Annotated in this window: 18 protein-coding genes; 8 read left to right on the forward strand and 10 right to left on the reverse strand. The window is 37.6% G+C overall.

The features are described from left to right. Positions 1 to 5: 5 nt before the first annotated feature. Together TL18_RS07140 and TL18_RS07145 are read right to left on the reverse strand one after the other, a co-directional pair. Positions 6 to 704, reverse strand: coding sequence for a DUF6882 domain-containing protein (locus TL18_RS07140; RefSeq protein ID WP_231483594.1), 699 nt, complete (start codon positions 702 to 704; stop codon positions 6 to 8). Continuing rightward, positions 705 to 1,940, reverse strand: a complete 1,236-nt coding sequence (locus TL18_RS07145; protein ID WP_067043524.1) for an LL-diaminopimelate aminotransferase — start codon at positions 1,938 to 1,940, stop codon at positions 705 to 707. A 252-nt stretch (positions 1,941 to 2,192) separates the two neighbouring features. On the opposite strand from TL18_RS07145, the gene TL18_RS07150 reads away from it, so the two are divergent. Both TL18_RS07150 and TL18_RS07155 read left to right on the forward strand, forming a co-directional pair. Continuing rightward, complete coding sequence (locus TL18_RS07150) at positions 2,193 to 3,707, forward strand: hypothetical protein (RefSeq protein WP_067043526.1); 1,515 nt, start codon at positions 2,193 to 2,195, stop codon at positions 3,705 to 3,707. A gap of 82 nt (positions 3,708 to 3,789) precedes the next feature. Then, on the forward strand, positions 3,790 to 4,119 hold the full coding sequence (locus TL18_RS07155; protein ID WP_067043529.1) for a HEAT repeat domain-containing protein: 330 nt from the start codon (positions 3,790 to 3,792) through the stop codon (positions 4,117 to 4,119). Between the two features lie 95 nt (positions 4,120 to 4,214). On the opposite strand, the gene TL18_RS07160 is transcribed toward TL18_RS07155, so the two are convergent. Both TL18_RS07160 and TL18_RS07165 read right to left on the reverse strand, forming a co-directional pair. Beyond that, positions 4,215 to 4,679 carry a hypothetical protein gene (locus TL18_RS07160; protein ID WP_067043532.1) on the reverse strand — a complete coding sequence of 155 codons (465 nt, stop codon included), beginning with the start codon at positions 4,677 to 4,679 and terminating at the stop codon, positions 4,215 to 4,217. Positions 4,680 to 4,687: 8 nt separating this feature from the next. After that, complete coding sequence (locus TL18_RS07165; RefSeq protein WP_067043535.1) at positions 4,688 to 6,358, reverse strand: glutamate--tRNA ligase; 1,671 nt, start codon at positions 6,356 to 6,358, stop codon at positions 4,688 to 4,690. A gap of 119 nt (positions 6,359 to 6,477) precedes the next feature. Here TL18_RS07165 and TL18_RS07170 point away from each other — a divergent pair, with 119 nt between their 5' ends. From TL18_RS07170 to TL18_RS07185, 4 genes are all read left to right on the forward strand, one after another. Further along, on the forward strand, positions 6,478 to 7,482 hold the full coding sequence (locus tag TL18_RS07170; RefSeq protein ID WP_067043538.1) for a lipopolysaccharide assembly protein LapB: 1,005 nt from the start codon (positions 6,478 to 6,480) through the stop codon (positions 7,480 to 7,482). A 287-nt stretch (positions 7,483 to 7,769) separates the two neighbouring features. Then, positions 7,770 to 15,230, forward strand: coding sequence for an Ig-like domain repeat protein (locus TL18_RS07175; RefSeq protein WP_067043541.1), 7,461 nt, complete (start codon positions 7,770 to 7,772; stop codon positions 15,228 to 15,230). Positions 15,231 to 15,392: 162 nt separating this feature from the next. After that, a complete protein-coding gene (locus TL18_RS07180; protein ID WP_067043545.1) occupies positions 15,393 to 16,400 on the forward strand; it encodes an aldo/keto reductase in 1,008 nt (335 codons plus the stop codon). A 2-nt stretch (positions 16,401 to 16,402) separates the two neighbouring features. Continuing rightward, the gene (locus tag TL18_RS07185) at positions 16,403 to 17,215 is read left to right on the forward strand and encodes a class I SAM-dependent methyltransferase (protein ID WP_067043548.1); all 813 of its coding nucleotides are present in this window, start codon (positions 16,403 to 16,405) and stop codon (positions 17,213 to 17,215) included. 84 nt (positions 17,216 to 17,299) lie between these two features. On the opposite strand, the gene TL18_RS07190 is transcribed toward TL18_RS07185, so the two are convergent. Together TL18_RS07190 and hcp are read right to left on the reverse strand one after the other, a co-directional pair. Further along, a complete protein-coding gene (locus TL18_RS07190; protein ID WP_067043551.1) occupies positions 17,300 to 17,629 on the reverse strand; it encodes a cupin domain-containing protein in 330 nt (109 codons plus the stop codon). Between the two features lie 3 nt (positions 17,630 to 17,632). Continuing rightward, a complete protein-coding gene (gene hcp, locus TL18_RS07195) occupies positions 17,633 to 18,940 on the reverse strand; it encodes a hydroxylamine reductase (protein ID WP_067043554.1) in 1,308 nt (435 codons plus the stop codon). 121 nt (positions 18,941 to 19,061) lie between these two features. On the opposite strand from hcp, the gene TL18_RS07200 reads away from it, so the two are divergent. Together TL18_RS07200 and TL18_RS07205 are read left to right on the forward strand one after the other, a co-directional pair. Next, a complete protein-coding gene (locus TL18_RS07200; protein ID WP_067043557.1) occupies positions 19,062 to 19,850 on the forward strand; it encodes a TrmB family transcriptional regulator in 789 nt (262 codons plus the stop codon). A 77-nt stretch (positions 19,851 to 19,927) separates the two neighbouring features. Beyond that, entirely contained in the window at positions 19,928 to 21,316 is a 1,389-nt protein-coding gene (locus TL18_RS07205; RefSeq protein ID WP_067043559.1) for a carbon starvation protein A, read from the forward strand. A gap of 10 nt (positions 21,317 to 21,326) precedes the next feature. Here TL18_RS07205 and TL18_RS07210 read toward each other — a convergent pair whose 3' ends face one another. From TL18_RS07210 to TL18_RS07225, 4 genes are all read right to left on the reverse strand, one after another. Beyond that, positions 21,327 to 22,112, reverse strand: a complete 786-nt coding sequence (locus TL18_RS07210) for an ADP-ribosylglycohydrolase family protein (protein WP_067043563.1) — start codon at positions 22,110 to 22,112, stop codon at positions 21,327 to 21,329. A 299-nt stretch (positions 22,113 to 22,411) separates the two neighbouring features. Further along, complete coding sequence (locus TL18_RS07215) at positions 22,412 to 23,233, reverse strand: nicotianamine synthase family protein (RefSeq protein ID WP_067043566.1); 822 nt, start codon at positions 23,231 to 23,233, stop codon at positions 22,412 to 22,414. A 165-nt stretch (positions 23,234 to 23,398) separates the two neighbouring features. Continuing rightward, entirely contained in the window at positions 23,399 to 24,379 is a 981-nt protein-coding gene (idsA, locus tag TL18_RS07220; RefSeq protein WP_067043569.1) for a short chain isoprenyl diphosphate synthase IdsA, read from the reverse strand. A gap of 14 nt (positions 24,380 to 24,393) precedes the next feature. Further along, complete coding sequence (locus TL18_RS07225; RefSeq protein WP_067043572.1) at positions 24,394 to 25,737, reverse strand: RNase J family beta-CASP ribonuclease; 1,344 nt, start codon at positions 25,735 to 25,737, stop codon at positions 24,394 to 24,396. Positions 25,738 to 25,739 lie beyond the last annotated feature (2 nt).

Consider the following 25,739-nt stretch of genomic DNA (forward strand, 5'->3'; position numbering starts at 1 on the left):
TACCACTATTCCTCTTCATCATACATCAATATACGTGTGATATTTCCTCTTTCGGTGAAACCAACAATTATCCTACTTTCACCAATTTTTGCTACTGCAAAATCGTCATGAGGCTTATATATGTACCCTTTGAGTTTGGTATATGCCTCAAAAGCGATTTTAGGATAAATCTTGAAATTTTTCTGGAAATTGTAAAAGGTATTTCTGAATTTTAAAAGGGAATTGTCTTCCTTGATGTCTTCAGATTCAACAGCTACAAAGATATCCAATCCATCTTCTGAAACGGCATAATAAGCATCATAATTCAAAAAGGCGGTTGCGGTCATTGCTATTGAATGGCATGCATCATAATCTAATTGGATTATGGGTGCGCTAAACTCTACAATTTCGAATTCATCCCCAACAGCTTTAATTTTGCTTGCCGCTTTAATTAAGTTTTCACCGAAGATGTCCTCATTGTCCCATGCCCAGGACCATTGGTTCAATTCATCGGAATAGAATCCTAAAATCTGAACAGGCATCTTAATATCGCCGAAGGTTACAAAGCCGTTTTCTAAATCCAACTCGCCTTTAGTATCTCCGATTAAATCTGAGAGATTTTCCTGTTTGTCAAGACCTAAAGCACCATATTTGGATAATACCATTTTAAATGAATCGCCTTCTTCAATAGTTATTTCCTTTTCTATAACTTTCAATGTTAACACCTAAAATTCTAATTTTGAAATCCTATCCATTGCTTCTTTAGTATTTTCCAATGTATTGAATGCAGTGAGTCTTAAATAACCTTCCCCGCTTGGACCAAATCCGGAACCTGGAGTTCCGATTACATTAGCTTCGTTTAATAATAAGTCAAAGAAAGCCCAGGAATCCATGTTATTAGGTGCTTTTACCCAAATATATGGAGAACTTACCCCACCGTAGACCTCTAAACCTAAATCAGATAAGCTTTCACGAATCACTTTTGCATTTTCCATGTAATAGTCTACAACATCCCTGATTTGTTTTTGACCTTCTTCAGTGTAGGTTGCTTCAGCAGCTTTTTGCACTGGGTAAGAGCATCCATTGAATTTAGTGGTTTGTCTTCTGTTCCATAACGGATTGATTTCAACCTCATTGCCTTGGCTGTCATATCCCATCAATTCCTTAGGCACAACAGTGTATGCGCAACGAGTTCCTGTAAAACCTGCAGTTTTTGAAAAGCTCTTAAATTCGATAGCTACCTCTTTTGCACCTTCAATTTCATAAATAGTGTGAGGAACATTATCTTCATTTATGAATGCTTCATAAGCTGCATCGAATAAAATAATTGCTTTGTTTTCCTTTGCATAATCGATGAATACTTTTAATTGGTCTTTGGTTAATGTAGTACCTGTCGGGTTGTTCGGATAGCATAAGTAAATAATATCCACCGGTTCGGACGGCAATTCAGGGACAAAGTTATTTTCAGAATTACATTTGAGATATGTCAATCCTTCATACATTCCATCGTCACCCATTTCTCCTGTTCTTCCGGCCATTACATTGGTGTCAACATAAACTGTATAAACAGGATCGGTTACGGCAATCTTATTGTCAATGCCGAATATTTCCTGAATGTTACCTGTATCACACTTAGCTCCATCGCTTATGAATACTTCTGATGTGTCTAAGGAAATTCCATATTTTTCATAATCATTTTTTATAATCGCTTCAGCTAAAAATTCATAACCTTGTTCTGGACCGTATCCCATGAATGTTTCGGCATCCCCCATCTCATCAACGGCATCGCGGAAAGCTTCAACAACAGCAGGGACTAAAGGTTTTGTTACGTCCCCGATACCCATTTTAATTACATTTGCATCAGGATTTGCTTTTACGAATTCAGATTCTCTTCTAGCCACTTCAACAAAAAGATAGCTACTTTTTAATTTAAGATAGTTTTCATTAATTTTAACAACCATGATTAATCCTCATAATAAATTATTAATCTAATTTATATTTTATTTTAACAATATATAAAATATCTCATTATTCAAATTTTACTAAAAAAAACTTCATTTTAGCATATTAATTTTATCCGATTTTATAATATGAATTTGATAATTCCATTTATAAAATAAACAATTTTACTCAAAATAATGGGAATTATAAAAATATTTAAATTAAGGAATATTACATACATATACATATAAACTATAAAATGTTGGGAAACTATGAACGGAATTACTATATTAATTTGGATAACAATTGCGTTAATCGGTATGATTGCGATAATACTGGTTAAATTACACTATAAAGATGACGAACTGGAAACTAGCGAAAATCCTATCATTTCAAGTACTAAAGGCCTTAGCGGCATCATTTCATCAAGGAAAGAAAAAAGCAATAATATTTTAAGTAGAAATTCATCCCAACATTCAGCAAACAAATCATTATATGGAAACAGAACTTCCATACCAAAAGATGATGCTTACATTGTTCCAGAAGCAAACAACGAACAATTTAAAAGATTTGAATACGAATCTGAAAATCAAGTCCTTATCAATTATGGAAATGAAGTAAAAAAATTTCAAGAACCAATTAAACAAAGCCAGATGGATATTATGACTCAAAATAAAGAAGATAAAACCGAATTAAAAGATTTATTCACTATCGATGAATTGATTAAAGAATCCAAAAGAAAAGATAATGAAAGAGAAAAAGAATCACAAAAAATCACTGAAGATGACGATTTAACTGAAATTAAGGAAAGCATTAAACAAAAACAAGAAAATAAGATTGATGAACCACTAATCGAAGAAATCATCGATGAAAATGACACTATCGAAGAACTGCTCAATGAAACTCCAGAAGAGATTTCAGAAATCATCAGTGAAGAACCATCCAGTGAAATCATCGAAGAGACCCCTGAAATAGAAACTCCAATTACCACCCAAAAGGATATTGAAGAAGCGATCACCTCAGCTTCCCAAGAAAGTGAAGAAGAAATCGAAAGCATTTCTGAAGAAACAAACATTACAGACGTGTTATTGGACGCTGAAGATGATGAAATAGACATTCCAAATGAGGAAATCAAAGAACCAACCCTTAAAAGTCCAAGCAAAATTGGAGAAAGCAAAGATAATTCATTTGGAGCTCCAATTGAAGATTCAACCCTTTATAACGAAGAAGAAAAAGACATGGATCTAGATTACAGAAAAGATTTAGATAAACTTGCCAATAAGATTAAAGGTTCTAAAATATTCAAGGAAGTTAAAGAAAAATTGGTCTTTGAACAGGAAGAAACCCCTGAAACTGAAGGATTTGGAGAAGTCGAAGAGTCCTACATCAGAAATGTGAATGAATTCGATGAATTTGAACCTATCATCAATGAAACCCATATTGATTATGATGATACATTCGATGACATTCCTAGCTTTGACGATGAGCAAAGATTAAGAGAAGAAAACACCCGCAAAGTCTTCAATATGGCAAAAACTCCTGCTCCAGAACCTGAACTTGCTGAAGAAAAAATCGGAGCTATCAAAAACAAACCTTCAAAGGACAATATAAAAATTAATCTAAACAATAATGAAGTTGTACTCAAAAGAGGAGATGAAATCATATTTAACCATTTAGGCGAAACCTATTCAAGCCAAGTTTATGCCATCAATGGAGATGACATCTCTGTCAGGTACAGACGTAAAAACATAACCATCAAACCGGAAGATGTTAAAAAGATATACTAAATATCTTTTTACTACCTTTTTTTAATTTCATCTTGACAATCATTTAACAATACTTTTTTTATCATGAAGCTAGTGTGATTTTATGGGATTTTTTGACAGATTTAAAAAATCAAAATGGCAGCATGGAGACTGGAAAGAGAGAATGCTGGAAGTTCAAAAATTGGATAATCCTGAAAAATTAGCTGAAATTGCCAAAAACGACACCAATAAAAAAGTAAGATTGGCAGCCATCGAAAAAATAAGCGACAAATCTGTCTTAACAGACCTTGCAAAAAACGACTCAAACAAAACAGTCCGATTGGCGGCAATCGAAAAAATAAGCGACAAGACTGTTTTAACAGACCTTGCAAAAAACGACTCAAACAAAACAATCCGGTCAGCTGCCGGTAAAAGAATATCTGATTTTGAATAATGCCTCAAAAACTACACTTAAAAATAATATTAACATATAAAGAATTTTAGGGGGATGGATTTTTAGCCAAAAAATCCCCAAAATTCATTAATCATTCATTCCTTGTTAATCCTATAGCTTCCGTTTTCAACTATGTATTTTGGAACGACTATCTTCAATGAACGGATTACACCCAAATAGAAGTCATCCAACTCCCTGTCAGCATAAGGATAGGTGTATTCGAAAATATAGAGATTGTTGTCTTCCACATATAGGAATTCGTTGCGGCGCACCTCATTTTCACCATCAGAAAATGAAGATACGACCATATAGTAAATCTTATCGTCAATCGGGAGAAAATCAGATGCTATCAAATTGATCTTTTCATTGGTCTTTATGTTTTTTTCAATGTCATCCTTTATAGCCGGAAGGCCAACCAGGGTGGGGGTTGTTGAGAATTTAATGGACATTGGGATTTTAGTATTTACCAGATACATGTCATTAAATTCATCTTTAGTTGCAATAGGCTCAAAATCCTTCGGCATTACTAATGTAGAAAAACCATTTGAAAACATTGTCATCTGATCACCTATTTATGTGCATAGTAAAATATTAATTCATCATCTTTAACTTCATCCAAACGTGCAAATCCAACCCTTTCAAACTGGACAACATCACCGACACTCAAATCCTTAAGTGCGCTTTCACCTAAACCTTCCTTAATGGATGCATCATCCATGACTATTTTTACATTCACATTGTCTTCGGTTGGAACCCATTGGATGATTCTTGCTTTAACCGCTCTTGCATCTTCAAATGATGTGGAATGATAAGCAATATTATCTCCGCTGATTTCAACATTGACTGCATCCATCAATCTGAAAATTCCGTCATTGATGTCTGAAGCCGCCAGATAAGCGGTTCCATTGAAAGGCAATAGCCTGTTTCCCCTGTCCAGATGGTCAGCGTGCAACGGCCTTTCGATTATGACTTCACCGTCTTCATAGTTTTCGACTTCAATTTCCACAGGGTCCTCACAGAAGAAGTATCTGTTGGCTATTGGCTCCAGGAAGTTGCGGTTTAATCCATAAATCTTTTTCCAGCTGATTGCTGAATCCGCCATTTTAACACCGATTTCTGTGATTAGGTTATAGATTGTTCTTGGGTCAATTCCACGTCTTGCAATGGCCCTTAATGTTCCAAGCCTTGGATCATCCCATCCTGAGTAGGTTCCGTCTTCAATTCCTGCCATGGCTTTGGATGTGCTCAATGCAATATCCTCCATTTTAAGCCTTCCATAATGGATGTATTCAGGGGTATCCCATTCCATAGCATCATACAGGTATTTCTGCTTTTCAGTATTTGCCAGATGGTCCTTTCCCCTTAAAACATGAGTCAATCCCATCAAGTGGTCGTCAACTGCAACAGAGAAGTTCATCATCGGATATATTCTGTATTTGGTGCCTAAGCGAGGGTGCTCTTCATCGACCAATCTCATTGCAACCCAGTCACGAATGGCGGGATTTTTGTGGTTGATATCTGTCTTTACCCTTAAAACCGCTTCGCCGGCTTCCATTGTATCGAACTTTTCCCATAATTCAAGGTTTTCCTCCACGCTGTTGTCACGGCATGGGCAAGCTTTGCAGTTATCCTTAAGCTCCTTAAAAGTTGCACCGTCACAGGTACACATGTAGGCTGCGCCGCTTTCAATCAATTGGCGGGCATAGTCATAATAGATTTCAAACCTGTCAGACTGGTAAATCACTTCATCTGCGTTGATTCCAAGCCATTCCAAATCCTCAGGAATCATTTCATATGCTGGTTCATAGACTCTTTTCGGATCTGTGTCCTCAATTCTTAAAATCAATTTACCATTGTGTCTTTTTACATATTCCGCATTTGGAACTGCAGCTCTTGAGTGTCCGATATGAAGCGGCCCGCTTGGGTTCGGAGCAAATCTCAAGACGATGTTTTCATGAGTTCCAGGAAGCTCCTGCAAGCCGACTTCTTTAGCTTTAGGCTTTTTGTCTTGAACTTCCACACCTAACTTTTCCATTTCTGAGGCTTGCTCTTCTGGGCTTAACGCATTTACCATTGCTACAATTTTGCCTGACATTGGACCTATCTCTTTTGCCTTGCTTCTAAGTTCCGGTTCGTTTGACATGATTGAACCCATTACAGCACCGGGATTTGCACTTCCCTTATGTTTGGCTGCATTCAACAGGGCATGTTTATAAATAATCTTTTCTAAATCATTCATTTAATCATCACATTTAATTAATTTAATAAAAATAAGCAATATTATTTATTTAATTGAAGATATATAATATTAACGAGAGTAGCTATTAGGAGTAGATAAAAGAAACTTAGGTTGATAAGATGAGTGATGCCGTTAGCCAAGCAAAGCAATATATTGAAGATGATAACTTTAGTGAAGCTCTTAAAATAGCCAGAAAAAGACATGGAAAAGATGATGTCGAATCATACTTACTTATTTTAGATTTATTGATAGATGCAGACCATCTGCCTGCACTTGAAGAGAAAGGATTATACTATCAATATTATGATGAAAGCCATGACAGCGGAGATTACGGTGAAAAGTACTTTGATGCGTATCTGGAAAGGCAGCCAAAATCTGTTAATGTGTTATGTGACAAGGCAATGTCAAGGTTCAACAAGGGAAACATAGATGAATCATTGGAATTCATAGATAAAGCATATAAAAACTATGCGAATTATTCCAAAATTGAAGAGCCGCGCATTTCTAAAAAGGAAGTCTTAATGAGTAAAATTGAACTGCTGATACAGGCCAAACGCTATGAGGATGCATTGAGACTTTTAAACAATTATGAAAATCAGTTTGGAAGCAACCAGAAGTCTGACTTGTACAAAGGCCAAATGCTTCAGAAGAACGGAAGGAATGAAGAAGCCCTTGAATATTTAAACAAGTCTTTGCAGGAAGAAGATACATTAGTCGGGTTTAATGCAAAGGGAGATGCACTTTTTGAGCTTGGAGAGTACAAGGAAGCATTGAAAAATTATAAAAACTGTTTAAGCTACGAAAGCAAAGTCGAGGATGACCTTGAACTGGTCACCAATTTCAACTACAAGGCAGCATTCTGTTGCGTGAATCTCGGCGATGATGCCGAAGCCGTCAAATACCTGAACAAAACCATCAACATGCTGAATGAACATGGAAGGCTTCCGAAAGACATTGAATCCATCTATCAGAAATGCTCCTTTGAAAAGGAAAGGATAATGAAAAAGGGAGAAGTCAAAGATGAGGAATTTAGAAGGACAATGTTCTTCTCTGCGAAAACCTCGATTATGATTTTGGCGGTCATACTGATTCTTTATGCCATATTGAAAATGAATGGATACTGAAAGTGTCGCCTGATGATTTCATCAAAACTTTTTTAGAAATCTATAAAATTTTTATATTTTATATAACAGAAATAAAATTGATATAAAGTTTAAATCTAATTGACTTGGATAATTTGGTCAAGAGGCAAAGTTTTAATCGTTGGATATCTGAAAAGTCTTCATGTTCGGTCCAGATTTTGCAATATGATTAAATCCTTTCCGGCCGATAGGTTTGAATATTTTATATAATCTAGAAATTTGTAGTCGAACTTAAAAATGTAATTTGTTGTTGAACTTTAATTTTTTAAATGGATGTGAATAAAACGATTAACAAGAAAAAGCTGTTTATCAGCATTTTAATTGTATTAAGTGTTTTCATCTGTTTGACTTCTGTTGCAGCTCAGGATACTTTAGATGCCAACCTAACGCAGGATTACAGTGATGAGGTTTCACAGGCCAGCGGAGACTATCAAAGCGAACCCCTGGAGGCTGAAATTGAGGAATCAGCTTTCGATTCGACTTCAAAAGGAAATGGTTCGGCAATCAACTCCGCATCTGATGAAAAGAATGTTTCTCAAGATAAGTTGGGTGCTACAAACGGCAAAGAACCGCTTGGAGACATTATTCCTGTCAGTGATTACAGATTCAGCGTTATTCAAGATGCTATTTATCAAGCCCATTCCGGCGACACCATCTATCTCAAACCGGGCACCTACTACAATGACTGGAATCGTGAGATTAAAATCGATAAGACGGATATTACAATCATCGGTAATTCCGCAATTTTGGACGCACAAGGCCAATCAAGAATATTCTTGATTCAAAACTCAGATAATGTAACAATACAGAATATTAAATTCAAAAACGGCCATGAATCTCATGATGGTGGTGCTATTTATTGGCATGGCGATAATGGTCAGGTTTCTGATTGTAGTTTTGAGAACAATACTGCTTATGATAGTGGTGCTATTTATTGGAATGGTGATAATGGTCAGGTTTCTGATTGTAGTTTTGTGAACAACACTGCACATACACGTGATGGTGCTGCTATTTATTGGGATGGTACTAATGGTCAGGTTTCTGGTTGTAGTTTTGTGAACAACACTGCAAGTAATGGTAATACTATTCGATGGAACATGGTTTCTAATGGCAAGATTTCCAACAGCATTTTTGTAAACAACAATGCAAGTGATTCTATTATATATTTTTTCGACTGGACTGGTTCTAATTTGACTATTAACAACAATATTTTCTTAAATAACAGTTGTGCTAGTGAAATCTCTTTCTATCGTATGGATGATGCTTCCAATATCGATTTCAATTGGTTTGGAAACAATGCAACAGACTATGCAGCACAGCCAAACACGGTTAATATTGTCCCTAATAACTGGCTGTATATGAATGATACTGCTAGCCATGGCGGAATTGCCGGCATAGACCCAAGCGACATTACCTTTGACCTGTTTGTCTATAACAACACTGCAGGCATAACCGAAGGCAAGTACGCTAACACTTCCCTTCTCATGCCTGTCAAGCTGACAGTCACTGCAACCAACGGAAACGTTAACAAAAACGTTACAACATTCGGTGAAACAATCACATACATTCCAACAGGTCATGGAAAATCTAGCGTAACAGCACAGATAGCGAATGCAAAACAGACCTTTGAAATTCCCCTAGGGGACTTCGGCCTATTGCAGGACCTAATAGATAATGCCGGTGCAAATTCAGTTATCAATCTGACACGCAACTACACTTACAATGATTTGGACAACATGGATGATGGTGTACTGATAAATAACAGCAATGTCACAATCAACGGTAACGGATATACAATCGATGCAAAAGGCAAATCAAGAATATTCGCCCTTTTCCAATCCACAAATATAACAATACGGAACATTACATTCAAAAACGGCCACGCCAATGGACGTTTAGTTGGTGGTGGTGCTATTTATTTGAATGATGCTGATAGTTGTAGTATTTCCGGTTGTAGTTTTGTGAACAACACTGCATCTTATGGTGATGGGGGTGCTATTTATTTGAATGATGCTGATAATTGTAGTATTTCCGGTTGTAGTTTTGTAAGTAACTATGCATGGGAAAATGTTATTTATTTCCGCAATGTTTATGATGGTAAAAAAATAACTATTAACAACAATATCTTTTTAGATAATGATTGTCCTAGTGAAATTTCTTCCTATCAAACTGTTGCTGATTCCAATATCGATTTCAATTGGTTTGGAAACAACGCAACCGACTATGCAGCACATCCAAAAACAGATACTATTGAGCCTAACAACTGGCTGTATCTGAATGCCACTGCCAGTCCAAATGAACTTTCAATTTTGGACTCATCAAACATTACCTTTGATTTGTTTGTTTACAACAATACTTCACAAATGCCTGAAGACAAGTATGATTCTTCTCTTCTCCTGCCGGTCAACCTGACAGTCACAGCAACCAAAGGAAAAGTTAGCAAAAACGTCACAACATTCTGTGAAACAATCACATACACTCCAGCAAGTTCCGGAACCGGTAGCGTAACCGCACAAATAGCGAATGCAAAACAGACAGTTGAACTTTCTCTAAAAGGGGACTTCGACCTATTGCAGGAACTAATAGACAATTCCAGTGCAAATTCAGTCATCAATCTGACACGCAACTACACCTACAACGATCTGGACACAATCACTGAAGGTGTAGTTATAAGAAACAGGAATGTCACAATCAACGGTAACGGATATGCAATCGATGCAAAAGGCCAATCAAGAATATTCAAGATTGAAGGCTCTCAAAGTGTAATAATAAAGAATATTACATTCAAAAATGGCCACATAAGTAATTATGGTGGTGCTATTTATTGGGAAGGTAGTGCGGATGGTGTTGTTTCTGAGTGTAGTTTTGTGAATAACAGTGCTAGGTATAACGCTGGTGCAATTTATTGGGATAATAGTGCTAATGCGAATGTTTCGAATTGTAGTTTTGTTAACAATAATGCAAGTAATACTGCTGCTCTTTTAATGACATTTTGTAATAATGCACATGTTTCTGGTTGTAGTTTTGTGAATAACAGTGCTAGGTATAACGCTGGTGCTATTGGTTGGGGAGCTAGTGATTATGGTAGTGTTTCTGGTTGTATTTTTGTGGATAACACTGCAAGTGATATTGGTGGTGCTATTTGTTGGGATACTGATTGTTCTAATGGTCAGATTTCCAACAACATTTTTGTAAATAACAATGCAGGTCATAGTCTTATCTATTTTTACAACGACGGTAGAAATTACAATTTGACTATTAATAATAATATCTTTTTAGATAATGATTGTAATAGTGAAATTTATTTCGTTAAAAATGATGATGCTTCCAATATCGATTTCAATTGGTTTGGAAATAATGCAACCGACTATGCAGTGCAGCCCAACACAGTTAATATAAACCCTAATAACTGGCTGTATCTGAATGCCACTGCCAACCCAGATGTCCTCACAAGCCTAGACCCAACCGACATTACCTTTGACCTGTTTGTCTATAACAACAATGCAGGCACAACCGAAGGCAAGTACACAAACACTTCCCTTCTCATGCCTGTCAACCTGACAGTCACTGCAACCAACGGAAACGTTAACAAAAACGTCACACAATTCGGAGAGACAATCACATACGCTCCAGATAAGGTAGGAACCGCCAGAGTGACTGCATCAATAGAAAACGTTCATCAAACTATTGAAATTAAGGTTAAGGACAATTTAACCCTTCAGGCCACCTGCGATCCTATATGTTTTGGTGATAATGCTACTATTATTGTCACAGGTTTTGCAAACGCTACCGGTGAAGCCAGGGCCTATGTTGGTGATGGTCTGTACTGCGCAACTATTGTGAGCGGCGTTGCCACTTTCAATGTTCCGGGAGTAATCGAAAATACCACAGCCACAATCAAGTATTTCGGCGATGACAATTACAACAACGCTTCCACTGAGGTTCTCATTATCGTAGGGCCTAAGGATGCATCCGTAAGCGTTGCCAATGACACCATGGAGCTGAATATCGGTTCCAATGATACAATCATTGCAACTACCACTCCTGAGGGCTTGAATGTGACATTTGCTTCCAGCAACGAATCCGTTGCAACTGTTGATGAAAATGGTACAGTTGTAGCAGTCAGTGCAGGAACTGCCGTGATTACAGTCAGCGTTGGTGATGACATGGCATACGTCAAAAACTCAACCACTGTAGATGTGACAGTTACAAAGATACCTACCGAAATCAATATCGCCAATGAAACCGTAGCGTTAAAAGTCAAGGGGGAAACCCCTGCAGGCGCAACATTAACACCTGCCGACGCACCAGTTGACAACTTGACATACGCATCAAGCGACGAAAGCATTGTCAAGGTTGAAAACGGCAAGATTATTGCCGTTGCTGAAGGCAATGCCACTGTCACAGTTTCATTTGCCGGTGACAAGAAATATGCGGCAGCGCAAAGCAAGACAATCGCAGTTACCGTGACACTTAATGATGCTAAAGTTGATGTTGATCAGTCCTCATTGGACTTATTGGTTGGCCAAAACAGTACAATAGTTGCTACAACAACACCTGATGGTTTAAATGTAACCTACACATCTAGTGATGAGTCAATCGTCAAAGTGGACAACGGCCAAGTCACTGCTGTTGGTGAAGGTAATGCAACCATAACCATCAGTGTCGGCGGAGATGGCGTATACGCAGAAAACTCAACTTCCGTAAAAGTCGCAGTATCCAAAATACCTACCGAGATTACATTAACTAATGACACTCTCGATTTGAAAGTGAATGAGTGGATTAGTGATGTTGCGAAATTATCACCTTCCGAGGCAGGCAATCTAACCTATGTTTCTAGTGATGAAAGCATTGTCTTAGCTTCCGAGGGCATGATTTTTGCTCAAGGTAAAGGTACTGCTACTGTTACCGTCTCATTCGCGGGTAATGATAAGTATGTGGCTGCCTTAAACAAAACAATAACCGTTAATGTTTCATTAAGGGACGCCAGAGTTAGCGTTGAGAATGATACCATTGACTTGAAGGTTGATGACCGGTATGACCTTAACGCTACAGCAGTTCCTCGTTTCTTGAATATTGAATATGTCTCAAGTAATGAGTCTGTTGCTACCGTCACTGACTACGGCATTGTCACTGCTGTCGGTGAAGGCACATGCGTCATTACATTAACTGTCGGCAATAACATTACCTTCGCTGTCAATTCCACCAATGTCACTGTAAAAGTAAGTAAAATCGCTACAGAAATTAACTTAACCAATGACACTCTCGATTTGAAAGTAAATGAGTGGGTTGATGATGTTGCGAAATTGATACCTGCTGAAGCAGGCAATTTAACCTTTGTTTCCAGTGATGAAAGCATTGTCTTAGCTTCCGAGGGCATGATTTTTGCTCAAGGTAAAGGTACTGCTACTGTTACCGTCTCATTTGAGGGTAATGATAAGTATGCGGCTGCCTTAAACAAAACAATTACTGTTAATGTTTCATTAAGGGATGCCAGAGTTAGCGTTGAGAATGATACCGTTGACTTGAAGGTTGATGACCGGTATGACCTTAACGCTACAGCAGTTCCTCGTTTCTTGAATATTGAATATGTCTCAAGTGATGAGTCTGTTGCTACTGTCACTGATTACGGTATTGTCACTGCTGTCGGTGAAGGTACCTGCGTCATTACATTAACTGTCGGCAATAACATTACCTTCGCTGTCAATTCCACCAATGTCACTGTAAAAGTAAGTAAAATCGCTACAGAAATTAACTTAACCAATGACACTCTCGATTTGAAAGTGAATGAAATGGTCAGCGATGTGGCGAATCTGACTCCTGCAGATGCAGGCAATCTAACCTTCGTTTCCAGTGATGAAAACATTGTCAAGGTTGAAAACGGCAATATCATTGCCATAACCGAAGGCAATGCTACAGTCACCGTTTCATTTGCAGGTGATGAGAAGTATGCGGCAGCGCAAAGCAAGACAATCACAGTTACAGTAACACTAAACGATGCCAAAGTTGTTGTTGACAATTCATCCTTAGAGTTGATGGTTGGTGAAAGCAGCACAATAACTGCTACAACAACCCCTGAGGGCTTAGATGTCACATTTGCTTCCAGCGATGAGTCCATCGTCAAAGTGGATGATGGCCAGGTTACTGCCGTTGGCGAAGGCAATGCAACCATAACCGTCAGTGTTGGCGGAGATGGAGTATATGCACCAAACTCCACCACAGTAACAATAACAGTGACCAAAATACCTACAGAAATCAGTGCAAGCGCCGCTTCAGAGATGTATGTTGCTGATGAGTCCAAAGTAGACTATTCCTTAAATCCTAGCGATGCCAAAGGAAATGTGACTTTCACAAGCAACAATCCTGATGCAGTAACTGTTGATTCTGATGGTGTAATAGTGGCTTGCGGCGAAGGCTCAGCAGTCATAAACATCAATTTCTCAGGAAATGAAAAATATGCTGCATCCAATACCACTGTCACTGTCACTGTTTCCAAAGCCGGATCAAAAGTTACAATCGAGCCTATCGACAATGCAAACTACGGCGAGGATGTCACTGTCAGATACTCAATCGAAAACAGAACAGGCAATGTCGGTGTCATTGTTGAGAATAGCGATGGAACTCCAGTATCTGAAGATAACATAATAATTGCTGACGATGAGGTTACAATTAGTGGTTTGGATGCCGGAAACTACACAATCACTATAATCAACTATGCAGACGATAAGACCAAAGAGTCTGATGATTCTGCCATGTTTACTGTTTCCAAGTTCTCACCAAGCCTTTCCTTGGAGGTATCCGACATCACTTGTGGTGAGGTGGAAGTCATAACCATTAAAAGCGACGTTCCGGGAACTGTCAATGTCACTGTCAACGGCATTACCGAGACACTTGAGCTCAATGGTGAGTCCAAAGAGATACTCTTTGCTGCGTTTTCAAACGTTTTAAAATCAGATAACAGGGCAACCTTAAGCCTCGACAATCTGAAGGCTGGAAAATATCCTGTAACTGTTGCCTATAACGGTGATGATAACTATGAAAGCGTCACCAAATCAGACGAGTTTACAGTCAGTTCCAAAAACGCAACCATTGATGTCGATTCAAGTGACATTAAAGTGGGCGAAGATGAGACAATTACCGTAACCCTGCCGGAAGATGCGACAGGCACAGTCACCGTAGAACTGGATGGTGCCAATTACACTGCACCGGTAGAAAACGGCAAAGCGGTCTTTGACATTCCTGATTTGAGTGCGGGCGATAAAACAGCCAAGATCAATTATTCAGGTGACGATAACTACGGTCCATCCGAGACCACCATTTCGTTTACAGTGAGCAAAGTCAAACCTGACGTATCCGCTCAGAATGTTTCAAGTGATGACAGCGGCAAGATTGTCATTTCTCTTCCTGAAGATGCAACAGGTACAGTTACAATTACCGTTGACGGTGAAAACTACACTGCACCGGTAGAAAACGGCAAAGCGATCTTTGATATTCAAAGGTTATCCCCAGGAAAACACGACATCAAAGTATACTACTCAGGTGACGACAAATACGAAGCGATGGAATTTGAGTTGACCATTACTGTAGAAGGCAACGGCACTGATGAACACAACAGAACTATTGAATCTTCAAATGTTGAAAAGACAACTGCAACAGGAAATCCTATATTGGCATTGCTTCTGGCATTGCTTGCAGTTGGATTTGCCCCTTGCAGAAAAAACAGAAAATAAATTTTAAAATTTAAGTTAGAAGATGCATATTCATCTTCTAATCCTATTCTTTTTTTACAAAAATTCCAATAAATCAAATAATTTTATTATCTCATTTTAACATACCAAATATTATGGGATTTAGCATGAATCCAAAAAGAGTGAAGTTTGGGATGGTTTAAAATGAGGCTTGGAAAAACTAATCTTGAAGTAAACAAAAACGGATTCGGCGCACTGCCGATTCAGAGACGAAACATGGCCGATTCAATCGAAATTCTTCAAACCGCATATGAAAACGGGATAAATTTCTACGATACTGCACATTTCTACACAGACAGCGAAGAAAAGATTGGACGTGCATTGAGCGATGTTCGGGAAAACATCTATCTTGCAACAAAAAGCGGAGCCGAAACTGTGGAAGACTTCTGGAGCGATCTGGAAACATCACTTAAAAACATGAAGACCGATTATCTTGACCTGCATCAGTTCCACAACATCTCCTTCTGCCCAAAGGAAGATGACGATTTATACAAGGCAATGCTTGATGCAAAAGAGCAAGGTCTGGTAAAACATATCGGAATAACTACACACAAAATCACACATGCCCATGAAGCGCTCGATTCAGGACTATACGAAACACTCCAATATCCTTTCTCCTATTTGAGCGGTGAAGAGGAAATACAACTAGTTGAAAAATGCAAACAATTGGATGTAGGATTCATTGCCATGAAGGCAATGGGCGGAGGACTGATTAAAAACTCAAAAGCAAGCTACGCATTCCTAAACCAATTCGACAATGTCCTGCCGATTTGGGGAATCCAAAAGCTAGAAGAGCTCAATGAATTTTTATCATACGATGAAAACACCGTTTTGGATGATGATTTAAGAGCCCTCATTGAAAAGGACAAAAAGGAACTCGGAACTAATTTCTGCAGAGGCTGCGGATACTGCATGCCATGCCCTGAAGGAATAAACATCAGCCTATGCGGAAGAATGTCACTTTGGATTAGAAGATTTCCGACCGAACCAAATTTAGATGAAAAAACCCAGGAAATGATGAAACATACACTGGACTGTACAGAATGCTATTCCTGTGTAGACAAGTGCCCATATGAACTGGATATCCCTGAACTCTTAAAGGAAAACTATGAAGACTACCAGAACGTCCTGACCGGAAAGACAAAGGTGTGAATATGAAGCAATACATTGAAAACCCCAATGATGTCGATTGGGTGAGTTTCTGGGCTGAAAGATTGGCAAACAAAAAGAATAAAGATTGGGACAAGGCTGCACCCGGATTTTACAAAAGAACCCGTAAAGATGATTATCAGGATGCGTTATTTGACAGCCTGATTTTAGATGAAAACGATACCGTTTTGGATGTGGGCTGCGGTGAAGGGTCAGTTACCATCCCAATAGCCAAAAGGGTAAAAAAGGTAATTGGACTTGATTCATCAACCAAAATGTTGGAATATCTGGAAAAAAGGGCTAGTGACAATGACATTGACAATATTGAAACCATTCTAAAGCCTATTGAGGAAATACGATATGAAGATATCGGAGATGTTGATGTCGTAATCTGCTCAAGATCTCTAAATGGAATCATACCGATTGATGAAGTGTTGCTTGAATTGGATAAAATAGCCAACAAATACGTCTTCATAACTGTTTTCGGACCGGAAAACAAGAAAATCGAAAAGGATTTCGACAAGGAACTAGGAATTAAAACAGAAGATTTCCCGGATTACAACTATTTCTTCAATATCCTATTTAATTTGGGGATTTACGCAAATGTCGAAAGGTTTGACCTGAATAATTACCGTGAATATGACAGCATTGAAGAAGCTATGGACAATGGCAAATTCAGGCTGGATTTATATGATGATGAAGAAAAGGAACTTCTAAAGAGTTATTTAAAAAGAATACTTTCCTATGATGAGGAAACAAAAAAATATTATAATGTCAAAGACAAAGCGGATTGGATTTTAATATGGTGGAAAAAATAACCACCACAATCCATGTTTCTAATTTTTAAGAGAGATTTGTTAAAAAATAGTATTAAATTAAATAAAAAAAATATAAAAATGAAATTAATCACTTTTTATCATGGTTAAAATCATTTTAAATGGACTGTTTTCAGCTTGAAGTGCATGTGGGTCATTAGCTGGCATGATAATAATTTCACCTGCTTTTACGGTATTTTTTACACCTGAAATTGTGATTTCCGCTTCACCGTCAATGACCTGAACCATTGCATCAAAGGGAGCTGAATGTTCAGACAATCCCTGACCTTGGTCAAAGGCAAAGAATGTGACTGTACCCAACTCTTTTTTGATTACTTCACGGCTTACTACACTGTCCTTTTGATAATCCAATAAGGATTGGATATTTAAAGCTTTAGCCTTAATATCCTCGTTCATGAACTATTCCCCCATTATGGTTTTTATGTCGGCTATTGCATCGCCGGTTGTTGGAGTTAAGTTGTAGTTTTCAACCAGGACATTTAATATGTCTTCATTTGCCCAAGCAGGAAGTACCGGTCCGATCCACATGTCGGTTTTGCCCAAGTAGAGTAAAGCCCAGAGTACTGCGGCCGCTTTCTGTTCCATCCAACTGAGGACAATAGTCAATGGCAATTCATTCAATTCCATGTCGAACAATTCACATAATGCTACTGCCACATCAACTGCAACAATAGTGTCATTGCATTGACCTACATCCAATAATCTTGGGATGCCTTCAATATCTCCTAAATCCAAATCATTGAACTTGTATTTTCCGCATGCCAAGGTTAAGATAACAGTGTCTTCAGGCAAGTTTTGAACGAATTCTCTGTAGTAGTCATTGTGTTTTGCTGCTTTGTCACATCCTCCTACAACGAAGAATCTTCTGATTTTGCCTTCTTCAACTAATTTTTTGATTGCATCTGCATGCTCTACGATAGCTCCTGCACTCCAACCGGTTGTGATTGTGGTTAATTCTTCAGCTTCTAAAGATCCTAAGGATTTTGCACATTCGATAACTTCTGAAAAGTCATAATCTTCTATTGTTTTTACGCCTTCAAGTTTTGCCACATCCATTGTGAACATTCTTTCTTTGTATGCATCGAGTGCAGGCAATACGCAGTTGCTGGTTCCAACGATTGCTGCATTGTATTTTTTAAAGATTGTTCTTTGGTCATGCCATGCTCCACCTAGTTGACCTGCCAGGTTTTCGTATTTGTTGAGTCCAGGGTATCCGTGAGCCGGCAACATTTCAGAGTGAGTGTAAACTTTAATGTCAGTCCCTTCCACTTGTTTTAATAATTCTTCTAATGCCTTCAAGTCGTGACCGGTTACAATGATAGCTGGTCCTTCTTGTGCACCCACTTTCACTTCTACAGGTTGTGGTTCGCCGTAAGCTTCAATGTGAGCATCTTTTAGCAATCTCATTACATCTACGCTGACTTTACCTGCTTCAAGAGCTAATGCAACTAAGTCGTTAGTGTCGAAGTTGACGTTGGTTAAAGTGGTGTATAAACCTTTGGTTAAAAATGCATCAATTTCAGGGTCGAATTTTCCTAAAACATTTGCATTGTAGTTATAAGCACTAATTCCTTTCATAGTAAAGATTAAATTATCTTGTAATCTTGCTACAGTTGCATTTTTACCACAAACACCTTTTACAGTACAACCAGTACCTTTAGCGGTTTGGGAACATTGATAACAAAACATATCTAAGCCGTCTGCCATTTTAATTACCTCTTAATTATTGTTAATTATAGATTTCAGTCAGTTAGTATATAAGTATTTTGTCACTTTTCAAGGGTGAAAAGTAACAAATTTATATATTATCTACAACAAAACATTAAACATGGACGAAAATATCAAAATACTTAAAGGAATCGGACTTACAATGTATGAAGCACAGGCATACGTAACACTCACTTCATTGATATCATCAAATGCAGCCGAAATAGCTGAAAAATCAGATATTCCAAGAAGCAAAATATATGATGTGCTTAAAGGATTGGTTAAAAAGAATTTTATTGAAGTCGAAGACGGAAGACCACTGACATATAACGTCAAATCCCCCGTCGAAGTGCTAAGCCGAGAAAAAGAAAAAATAAACTCGGAAATAGATGACACAATAACAAGATTAACCTACATATATGAGAACGGTATGAGCCAGGTTCAAGCACCAATCTGGAGAATATACGGCGTTGACAAAATCATCTCACAGGAAATAGAAATCATCAGCCGTGCAAAAAGTTCAATCAACATGAGAATAGGATTCCTTTTCGAAGGCGAAGGGGAAGCCCTGGTTAAAGCATTTAAAAAAAGGCGAAAATTGAATGTGAACATACTGGCTTCACCGACATGCTACATCAACAATGAAGAATTTGACATCATTGAATTCTTTAAGGAAAACGACATCCCCATCCAAAAAGCCGACATTCCATTTGTAAAAGTGCTGATTTCAGATTCAAAAGAGATGATGCACACCTACACCAAATTTACAGAGGACAAGAGAAACGTTATCCCCCAGACAGCTATTGGAATCTGGAACAAATACGAGGACGTTGCAAGAAACTATGATGAAAGGTTCATGAATCAGCTGAATAAGATGAAATCCAAAAAGCAGAATAATAAAAGAGATTAAACATAAGTTCAAAAAAAGGATAGGATTCCAAAGTCTTGCTTAAAATTTAAATAATTTAACCTCTAAAATTATGTTACATGTATAGTTTCTTAATTTGTTTTTTAGCACTGATCGGTTCATATTTTTTATATGGTAAACTTATTGAAAAAGTTGTTGGCGTTGATGAGAATAATACAACACCAGCATATGAGATAAATGACGGCGTTGATTACGTACCACTATCCCGTTTGAAGAATTTTCTGATTCATTTCTTAAATATTGCCGGACTGGGTCCTATTTTTGGAGCTATACAAGGTGCATTATTCGGTCCAGCCGCATTTTTATGGATTGTACTTGGAACAATATTCATTGGAGCCGTACATGACTTCTTCTCAGGATTCATGTCCTTGAGAAATGACGGGTTAACAATGCCAAACATTATTGCCAAATATCTTGGAAACACAGTTCAGAAATTTATCGCATTTATCATTATCATTACAGGCGTTCTTGTTGCAGCCACTTTTGCTACAGGATCTGCAGATTTGCTTGCAAAACTAACAAATGTGGATGCATTCATATGGATTGTAATAATCTTTATCTATTTCTTAATCGCAACAGTATTTCCGGTCGATAAGATTATCGGGAAAATCTACCCTATCTTTGGAGCATTATTCCTGCTTATGGCTGTGTTTATGATAGGAGCTTTACTTCTCAATCCTGCATACACCATTCCGGAATTCACAACACAAGGACTATACCTTACTGATAAAACAATTTTCCCATATTTATTCGTTACAATTGCATGCGGAGCCATTTCCGGTTTCCACGCATCCCAATCCCCTATTGTTGCCAGATGCATGAAAAATGAAAATGATGCAAGACCTGTATTTTTTGGCGCAATGGTTCTGGAAGGTATAACAGCTTTAATCTGGGCAGCCGTTGCAATGGCATTTTTCCACGGCCAACCACAGCTTGCGGTAATCTATGGTGCAACACCATCCGTAGCCGTACATGAAATGGCATTGGCCCTGCTCGGTCCGCTTGGAGTGATTCTAGCGGTTATCGGTGTGGTAATCTGTCCAATCACTACCGGTGATACTTCACTTAGAAGTTCAAGAATAACTTTTGCCGACGTGTTCAATATTAACCAGGAAAACATTAAGTCAAGGTTAAAATTAGCGGTGCCCTTATTCATTGCGTCATTCGCATTGACTTTTGTTGACTTTACATTAATCTGGAGATACTTTGCATGGGCCCAATTAATAATCGCGACAGCAGTATTGTTTGCGGGCACAATTTATCTGATTCAAAAAGAAAAACCTTACATCATTACATTAGCCCCTGCAATAGTATGTACATTAATTACTTTTGGATACATATTGCAAGCTCCTGAAGGTTTGGGATTGCCTTCAATGATCGCCAATGTGATTTCAGTCATTGCAACATTGGTTATAACCATTGTCTTTATGAAAAAATATAAAAAATAGAAGAAAGTTCCTACATGAACTTTTCTTCAAAATCAATGAAAACGTTTAATAGAGTATAATCCAGGCGATGAATAGCCTTGTATGCAATTTTTTTAGGAACATCATAATAAGCGGATGCTATGCTTCCAGCTATTGCTGCCTGCGTATCGGCATCTCCTCCAAGTGAAACCGCATTTCTGATTACATCTTCAAACGAATCCCCTTCCAAAAAGCAGATGATTGATTCGGGAACGCTTCCTGCACATGATACATCAAAGCTGTAATAAGGCCTTATTTCATCCACCGTGCGGTTTAAGTCATATTCATATCTTACTTCGATATGAGTTTTGATTTCATCCTTATCGGCACCACACCTTGCCAGATAGATCGCATCTGATGTGGCAAGAGCACCTTTAATGCCTTCCGGATGGTCATGAGTTACAGCCGCAGACATATATGCCAAATCCTGAGCTTCTTTTAAGGATTCCGCCACCCATGCACAAGGGGACACTCTCATAGCAGAACCGTTTGCCCAACTGCCATAAGGCTCGGGGTCTTCCTCCTGTATCCACTGCATAAACATTCCGCCATATCCGGCATTAGGATACAAATTGCCAAAATACTGCAAATTCCTGATTAGAACATCTTTAGAACGTTTGTCTTCAACCAACCAATTTGCAATTGCCAGAGTCATTACAGTATCATCAGTGAATATTGATTTTCTGTTATATAGACTAAAATCTTTTGTTTTACCTGGATTGAACTCATGAGTTGATCCGATTATATCTCCGCAAATAGCTCCTATAATTCCTTTCATGATAATATATTGTGTTAAAATACTTAATAAAATTATTGTTTTAATTTATAAAAATTAATTTTAAACTTAAAAATTGCTTTGAAATGAAAGAAAAAAGATAAATATTACCTAAAATAGAATAAGGAATGATAATTAGAACAATTATCAAAATACTGGGATTTCTAGGACGCATATCTAGTGTGAACATCCGGCACAAATTTAATTGTTAGTTTAAACTATAGAATTCCAGTCGATTACTTCACAAAAATCTAAATATACAAATGGGTTCCATGTTTTGACATGGAATCCGAAATTAAAATTTAAACTATTTTTCTAATTAAAACTGAAGTGTTATTAGTATTTCCTGTTGGAAGAACCATTACCTCCTTGTGGAAACCTCTAGTGTCCTTATCAAGAACAGGAGCATATAGAATAGCTCTCATACCGGTATAGGTCCTGTAGATAACTGGAGTCTGTTCGTCAACAAATTCCCAGATGTTTGAAAATACCCTTTCTTTTGGCTCAGCAAGAGCTGCAACCATCAAGATATCATAATCCAATTTTTCAATGACCTTTTCATCACCAACAACTATCTCAATGTCCTTATCGAGATCCAATCTTTTTAAAACCTTACGGGACAATTCAGCAACGTCTTCAAGCTGTTCGATTCCAATGCATTTGCAGCCGAAAACCTTATTGAACATTATCAGTGTTAATGGCAAAGGACCTGAGCCTAAAAATACAAATGTTTTTTCTTGATTGAATTTAGCCAATTGTGATTCATTTTCAATCAGACCAATGTAACGGTCATAGAAATGGAAGGAATCCAATGTTTCTGTTGGATTGTCGGATTCTAAAATTTTCAATGCATTTTCCGTTTCAAGTCTGGCACCGACATAAACATAAAACTTTCTAATCAGCTTTAAGGCCCTGTTCATCTTTTCGTCATCAAGAATATGTTTTGCTGAGTCAAAATCAATTGTTTTATCATGTGCAATGATTTCAACATCATCCAATATCTCGATTATTTCATTAATGTCAACGTCATCTAGGGCAGAATCGCCGTATTTATCCAAATCACCGTAACTAGATAATTTGTTTGCGATTTCTTCAAGTTTTCCCCAATATTTATAACAACTCATAGAATCACCATTTGATAATTAAATCTTTGATATTTATTCTTATTAACTTTATTTAATTTCAAGCAAAAATAACATGTTAATATCTGAAAATTTTATTAAAAAAATAAAGTAAAAATTAATTTACATTAGCGATTGAATCAATAAATAAAAAAAGTGAGAGAAAATTTATGCACTTCTCTCAAGTACAAAATCTGCAATGTCAATAAGTATCTGTTTAGATGAAGAATCATCCAATATTTCGAGTACTTCTTTGGATTTATCTACAGATTCTAGTGCAAGATTTCGAGCATATTCAATAGCACCACAATTTGTTAAAATTTCAATTGCTTCATCTATCTCATCTTGAGAATTATTTTCAGCTTTTAAGATTTCAAGCAATCTTCCCGAATCATCACTGGCCAAACCTTTAATTGCAATAATGGTCATCTTACCTTTACCAATATCGGAACCAATCGGTTTTCCTAAAGTCTCTTCGTCTGAAGCCAAATCAAGGTAATCGTCCTGAATCTGGAAAGCAAGACCAATTAAACGACCATATTCATACATTGCATCAATGACTTCATCTGATGCTCCACCCATAATGGCTCCAGCTTTGGTTGCAGCGGCAATCAATGCACCAGTCTTTTTGAAAATCATTTCCATATATTCATCTTCAGTAACATCAAACCTGTCTTCAAATCCCATGTCTAACGCTTGACCTTCACAAATTTTCACACATGCATCCGCAACAGTAGCCAAAGCTTTGTTATTTTGATCTGAACTAGTTCCTTCAGTACCAATAATTATTTCAAAAGCTTTTGAGAATAAGGTGTCCCCTGCCAATATAGCTACATCATCACCCCAGACCTTATGAACTGAAGGCATTCCTCTTCTCATGTCATCCTGATCCATAATGTCATCATGGATAAGAGAAAATGTGTGAATCAATTCAATGGCTGCAGCAGACTTTAATGCAGATTCCTGAGTACCGCCAACAGCATCAGCAGTTATTAATGTTAAAGCAGGCCTTAACATTTTACCTCCTGCTCTAGTAAGGTAAACTGATGCTTCTGCAAGATTATCGGGAGTAATTGTTGCTAGCTCTTCTTCGATTGTTTTAGTAATTTCTGTTGAATAATTCCCTAATACTTCTTTTACATCACTCATATTCATTCACCTCTCTAACTTTTAAAAACTTGTGCTTGTGCATTTCTTAAAATATGAATATCGTAACCTATTCTATATCCTTCTTCTTCAGCCAGTTCAGCATAAGCTGCAAGCATTGATAAATCTCCGTGTGCTGGAATAATATGCTGTGGCTTTACCATACGCAAGAATTCACGATGGTCTTCTCTTCCAGCGTGTCCGGAAACGTGAGCATTTGGATAAATTCTTGCACCCTTAACCTTTAACCTTCTCTCCATAATATGCCTATTTGCAGCATTTGTCGGGTTTGGAATAATCGGTGCGGAGATAATTATGTTGTCTCCTTTCTTGATATTAAAAGGAGTTCTTCCATTGGCAATTCTTGGAAGCAATGCATCAGGCTCTCCTTGGTGTCCTGTAGTAACAAGCAAATAGTTTGCCCTATCTTCATCAGCCCTTATTAATGCCTTATTTACAGCTTTTGGAGATCCATAAATGCAGGCATTTTTAGGAAGCTTTAGAATTCCTAATTTTTGCGCAATACCGCAGAACCTTTCCATTGACCTTCCAAGGAAAAATATTTCCCTATGGCTTTTTTTAGCAATATCCGCAATAGCCTGAACACGTTCTACGTGAGATGAAAATGTTGTAACAATCATACCATTTTTCTCTTGCAATGGTCCTTTCATCACATCTTCAAGAATATTACGTGCAATACGCTCAGAATGAGTCTTTACCTCATTGTAATTTTTAGCATTAGTTGTTTCTACAATTAAAGCAAGCACACCTTTCCTGCCCAATTCCTTTAATCTTTTATAATCAGGAGGAGGTGACACCTTTTGATGATTATCAAATTTAAAGTCTAAAGCATAAATAATAATTCCTTCCGGAGTATGCAATACCGGAAATACTGCTTGTGGAATACTGTGAGTTGATTGGACAAATTCCAATGTAATGTCTTTTGAAAGCTTTAATTTGTTTCCAGGATTCAAAGGCCTAATCGGATTAGTTACCTTGAATTTACGTTCTCCTTTTATTTGCTTTTCAATTAACGCAGCAGTATATGGTGTTCCAATTAATGGTGCGTCATATCTATGTGCCAATTTAGCAACAGCACCAATATGGTCTAAATGACCGTGTGAAAAGACTATTCCTTTTACTTTACCATCAACATCCTTCATTAATGTATCGTCCGGAATAACCCCCCGTTCAATTAAATCTAAACTATGCATTCTATCGATATCAGTATCTTCATGCATACTAATCCTGTCCAAGTGAATACCCATATCAAAAATGATGACGTCCTCACCAATTTTGACCGCTGTCATGTTTTTCCCAACTTCCTGGTATCCACCAATAGCGATTACTTCAACGCTCATGT

Origin of the sequence: Methanobrevibacter sp. YE315, assembly GCF_001548675.1 — an archaeon.
Lineage (GTDB): Archaea > Methanobacteriota > Methanobacteria > Methanobacteriales > Methanobacteriaceae > Methanocatella.

Bases quoted from the DNA above. Each gene is read 5' to 3' on its own strand.
- TL18_RS07145 (WP_067043524.1), bottom strand. From the start codon at position 1,940: ATGGTTGTTAAAATTAATGAAAACTATCTTAAATTAAAAAGTAGCTAT.
- TL18_RS07150 (WP_067043526.1), top strand. From the start codon at position 2,193: ATGAACGGAATTACTATATTAATTTGGATAACAATTGCGTTAATCGGT.
- TL18_RS07155 (WP_067043529.1), top strand. From the start codon at position 3,790: ATGGGATTTTTTGACAGATTTAAAAAATCAAAATGGCAGCATGGAGAC.
- TL18_RS07160 (WP_067043532.1), bottom strand. From the start codon at position 4,679: ATGACAATGTTTTCAAATGGTTTTTCTACATTAGTAATGCCGAAGGAT.
- TL18_RS07165 (WP_067043535.1), bottom strand. From the start codon at position 6,358: ATGAATGATTTAGAAAAGATTATTTATAAACATGCCCTGTTGAATGCA.
- TL18_RS07170 (WP_067043538.1), top strand. From the start codon at position 6,478: ATGAGTGATGCCGTTAGCCAAGCAAAGCAATATATTGAAGATGATAAC.
- TL18_RS07175 (WP_067043541.1), top strand. From the start codon at position 7,770: ATGGATGTGAATAAAACGATTAACAAGAAAAAGCTGTTTATCAGCATT.
- TL18_RS07180 (WP_067043545.1), top strand. From the start codon at position 15,393: ATGAGGCTTGGAAAAACTAATCTTGAAGTAAACAAAAACGGATTCGGC.
- TL18_RS07185 (WP_067043548.1), top strand. From the start codon at position 16,403: ATGAAGCAATACATTGAAAACCCCAATGATGTCGATTGGGTGAGTTTC.
- TL18_RS07190 (WP_067043551.1), bottom strand. From the start codon at position 17,629: ATGAACGAGGATATTAAGGCTAAAGCTTTAAATATCCAATCCTTATTG.
- hcp (WP_067043554.1), bottom strand. From the start codon at position 18,940: ATGGCAGACGGCTTAGATATGTTTTGTTATCAATGTTCCCAAACCGCT.
- TL18_RS07200 (WP_067043557.1), top strand. From the start codon at position 19,062: ATGGACGAAAATATCAAAATACTTAAAGGAATCGGACTTACAATGTAT.
- TL18_RS07205 (WP_067043559.1), top strand. From the start codon at position 19,928: ATGTATAGTTTCTTAATTTGTTTTTTAGCACTGATCGGTTCATATTTT.
- TL18_RS07210 (WP_067043563.1), bottom strand. From the start codon at position 22,112: ATGAAAGGAATTATAGGAGCTATTTGCGGAGATATAATCGGATCAACT.
- TL18_RS07215 (WP_067043566.1), bottom strand. From the start codon at position 23,233: ATGAGTTGTTATAAATATTGGGGAAAACTTGAAGAAATCGCAAACAAA.
- idsA (WP_067043569.1), bottom strand. From the start codon at position 24,379: ATGAGTGATGTAAAAGAAGTATTAGGGAATTATTCAACAGAAATTACT.
- TL18_RS07225 (WP_067043572.1), bottom strand. From the start codon at position 25,737: ATGAGCGTTGAAGTAATCGCTATTGGTGGATACCAGGAAGTTGGGAAA.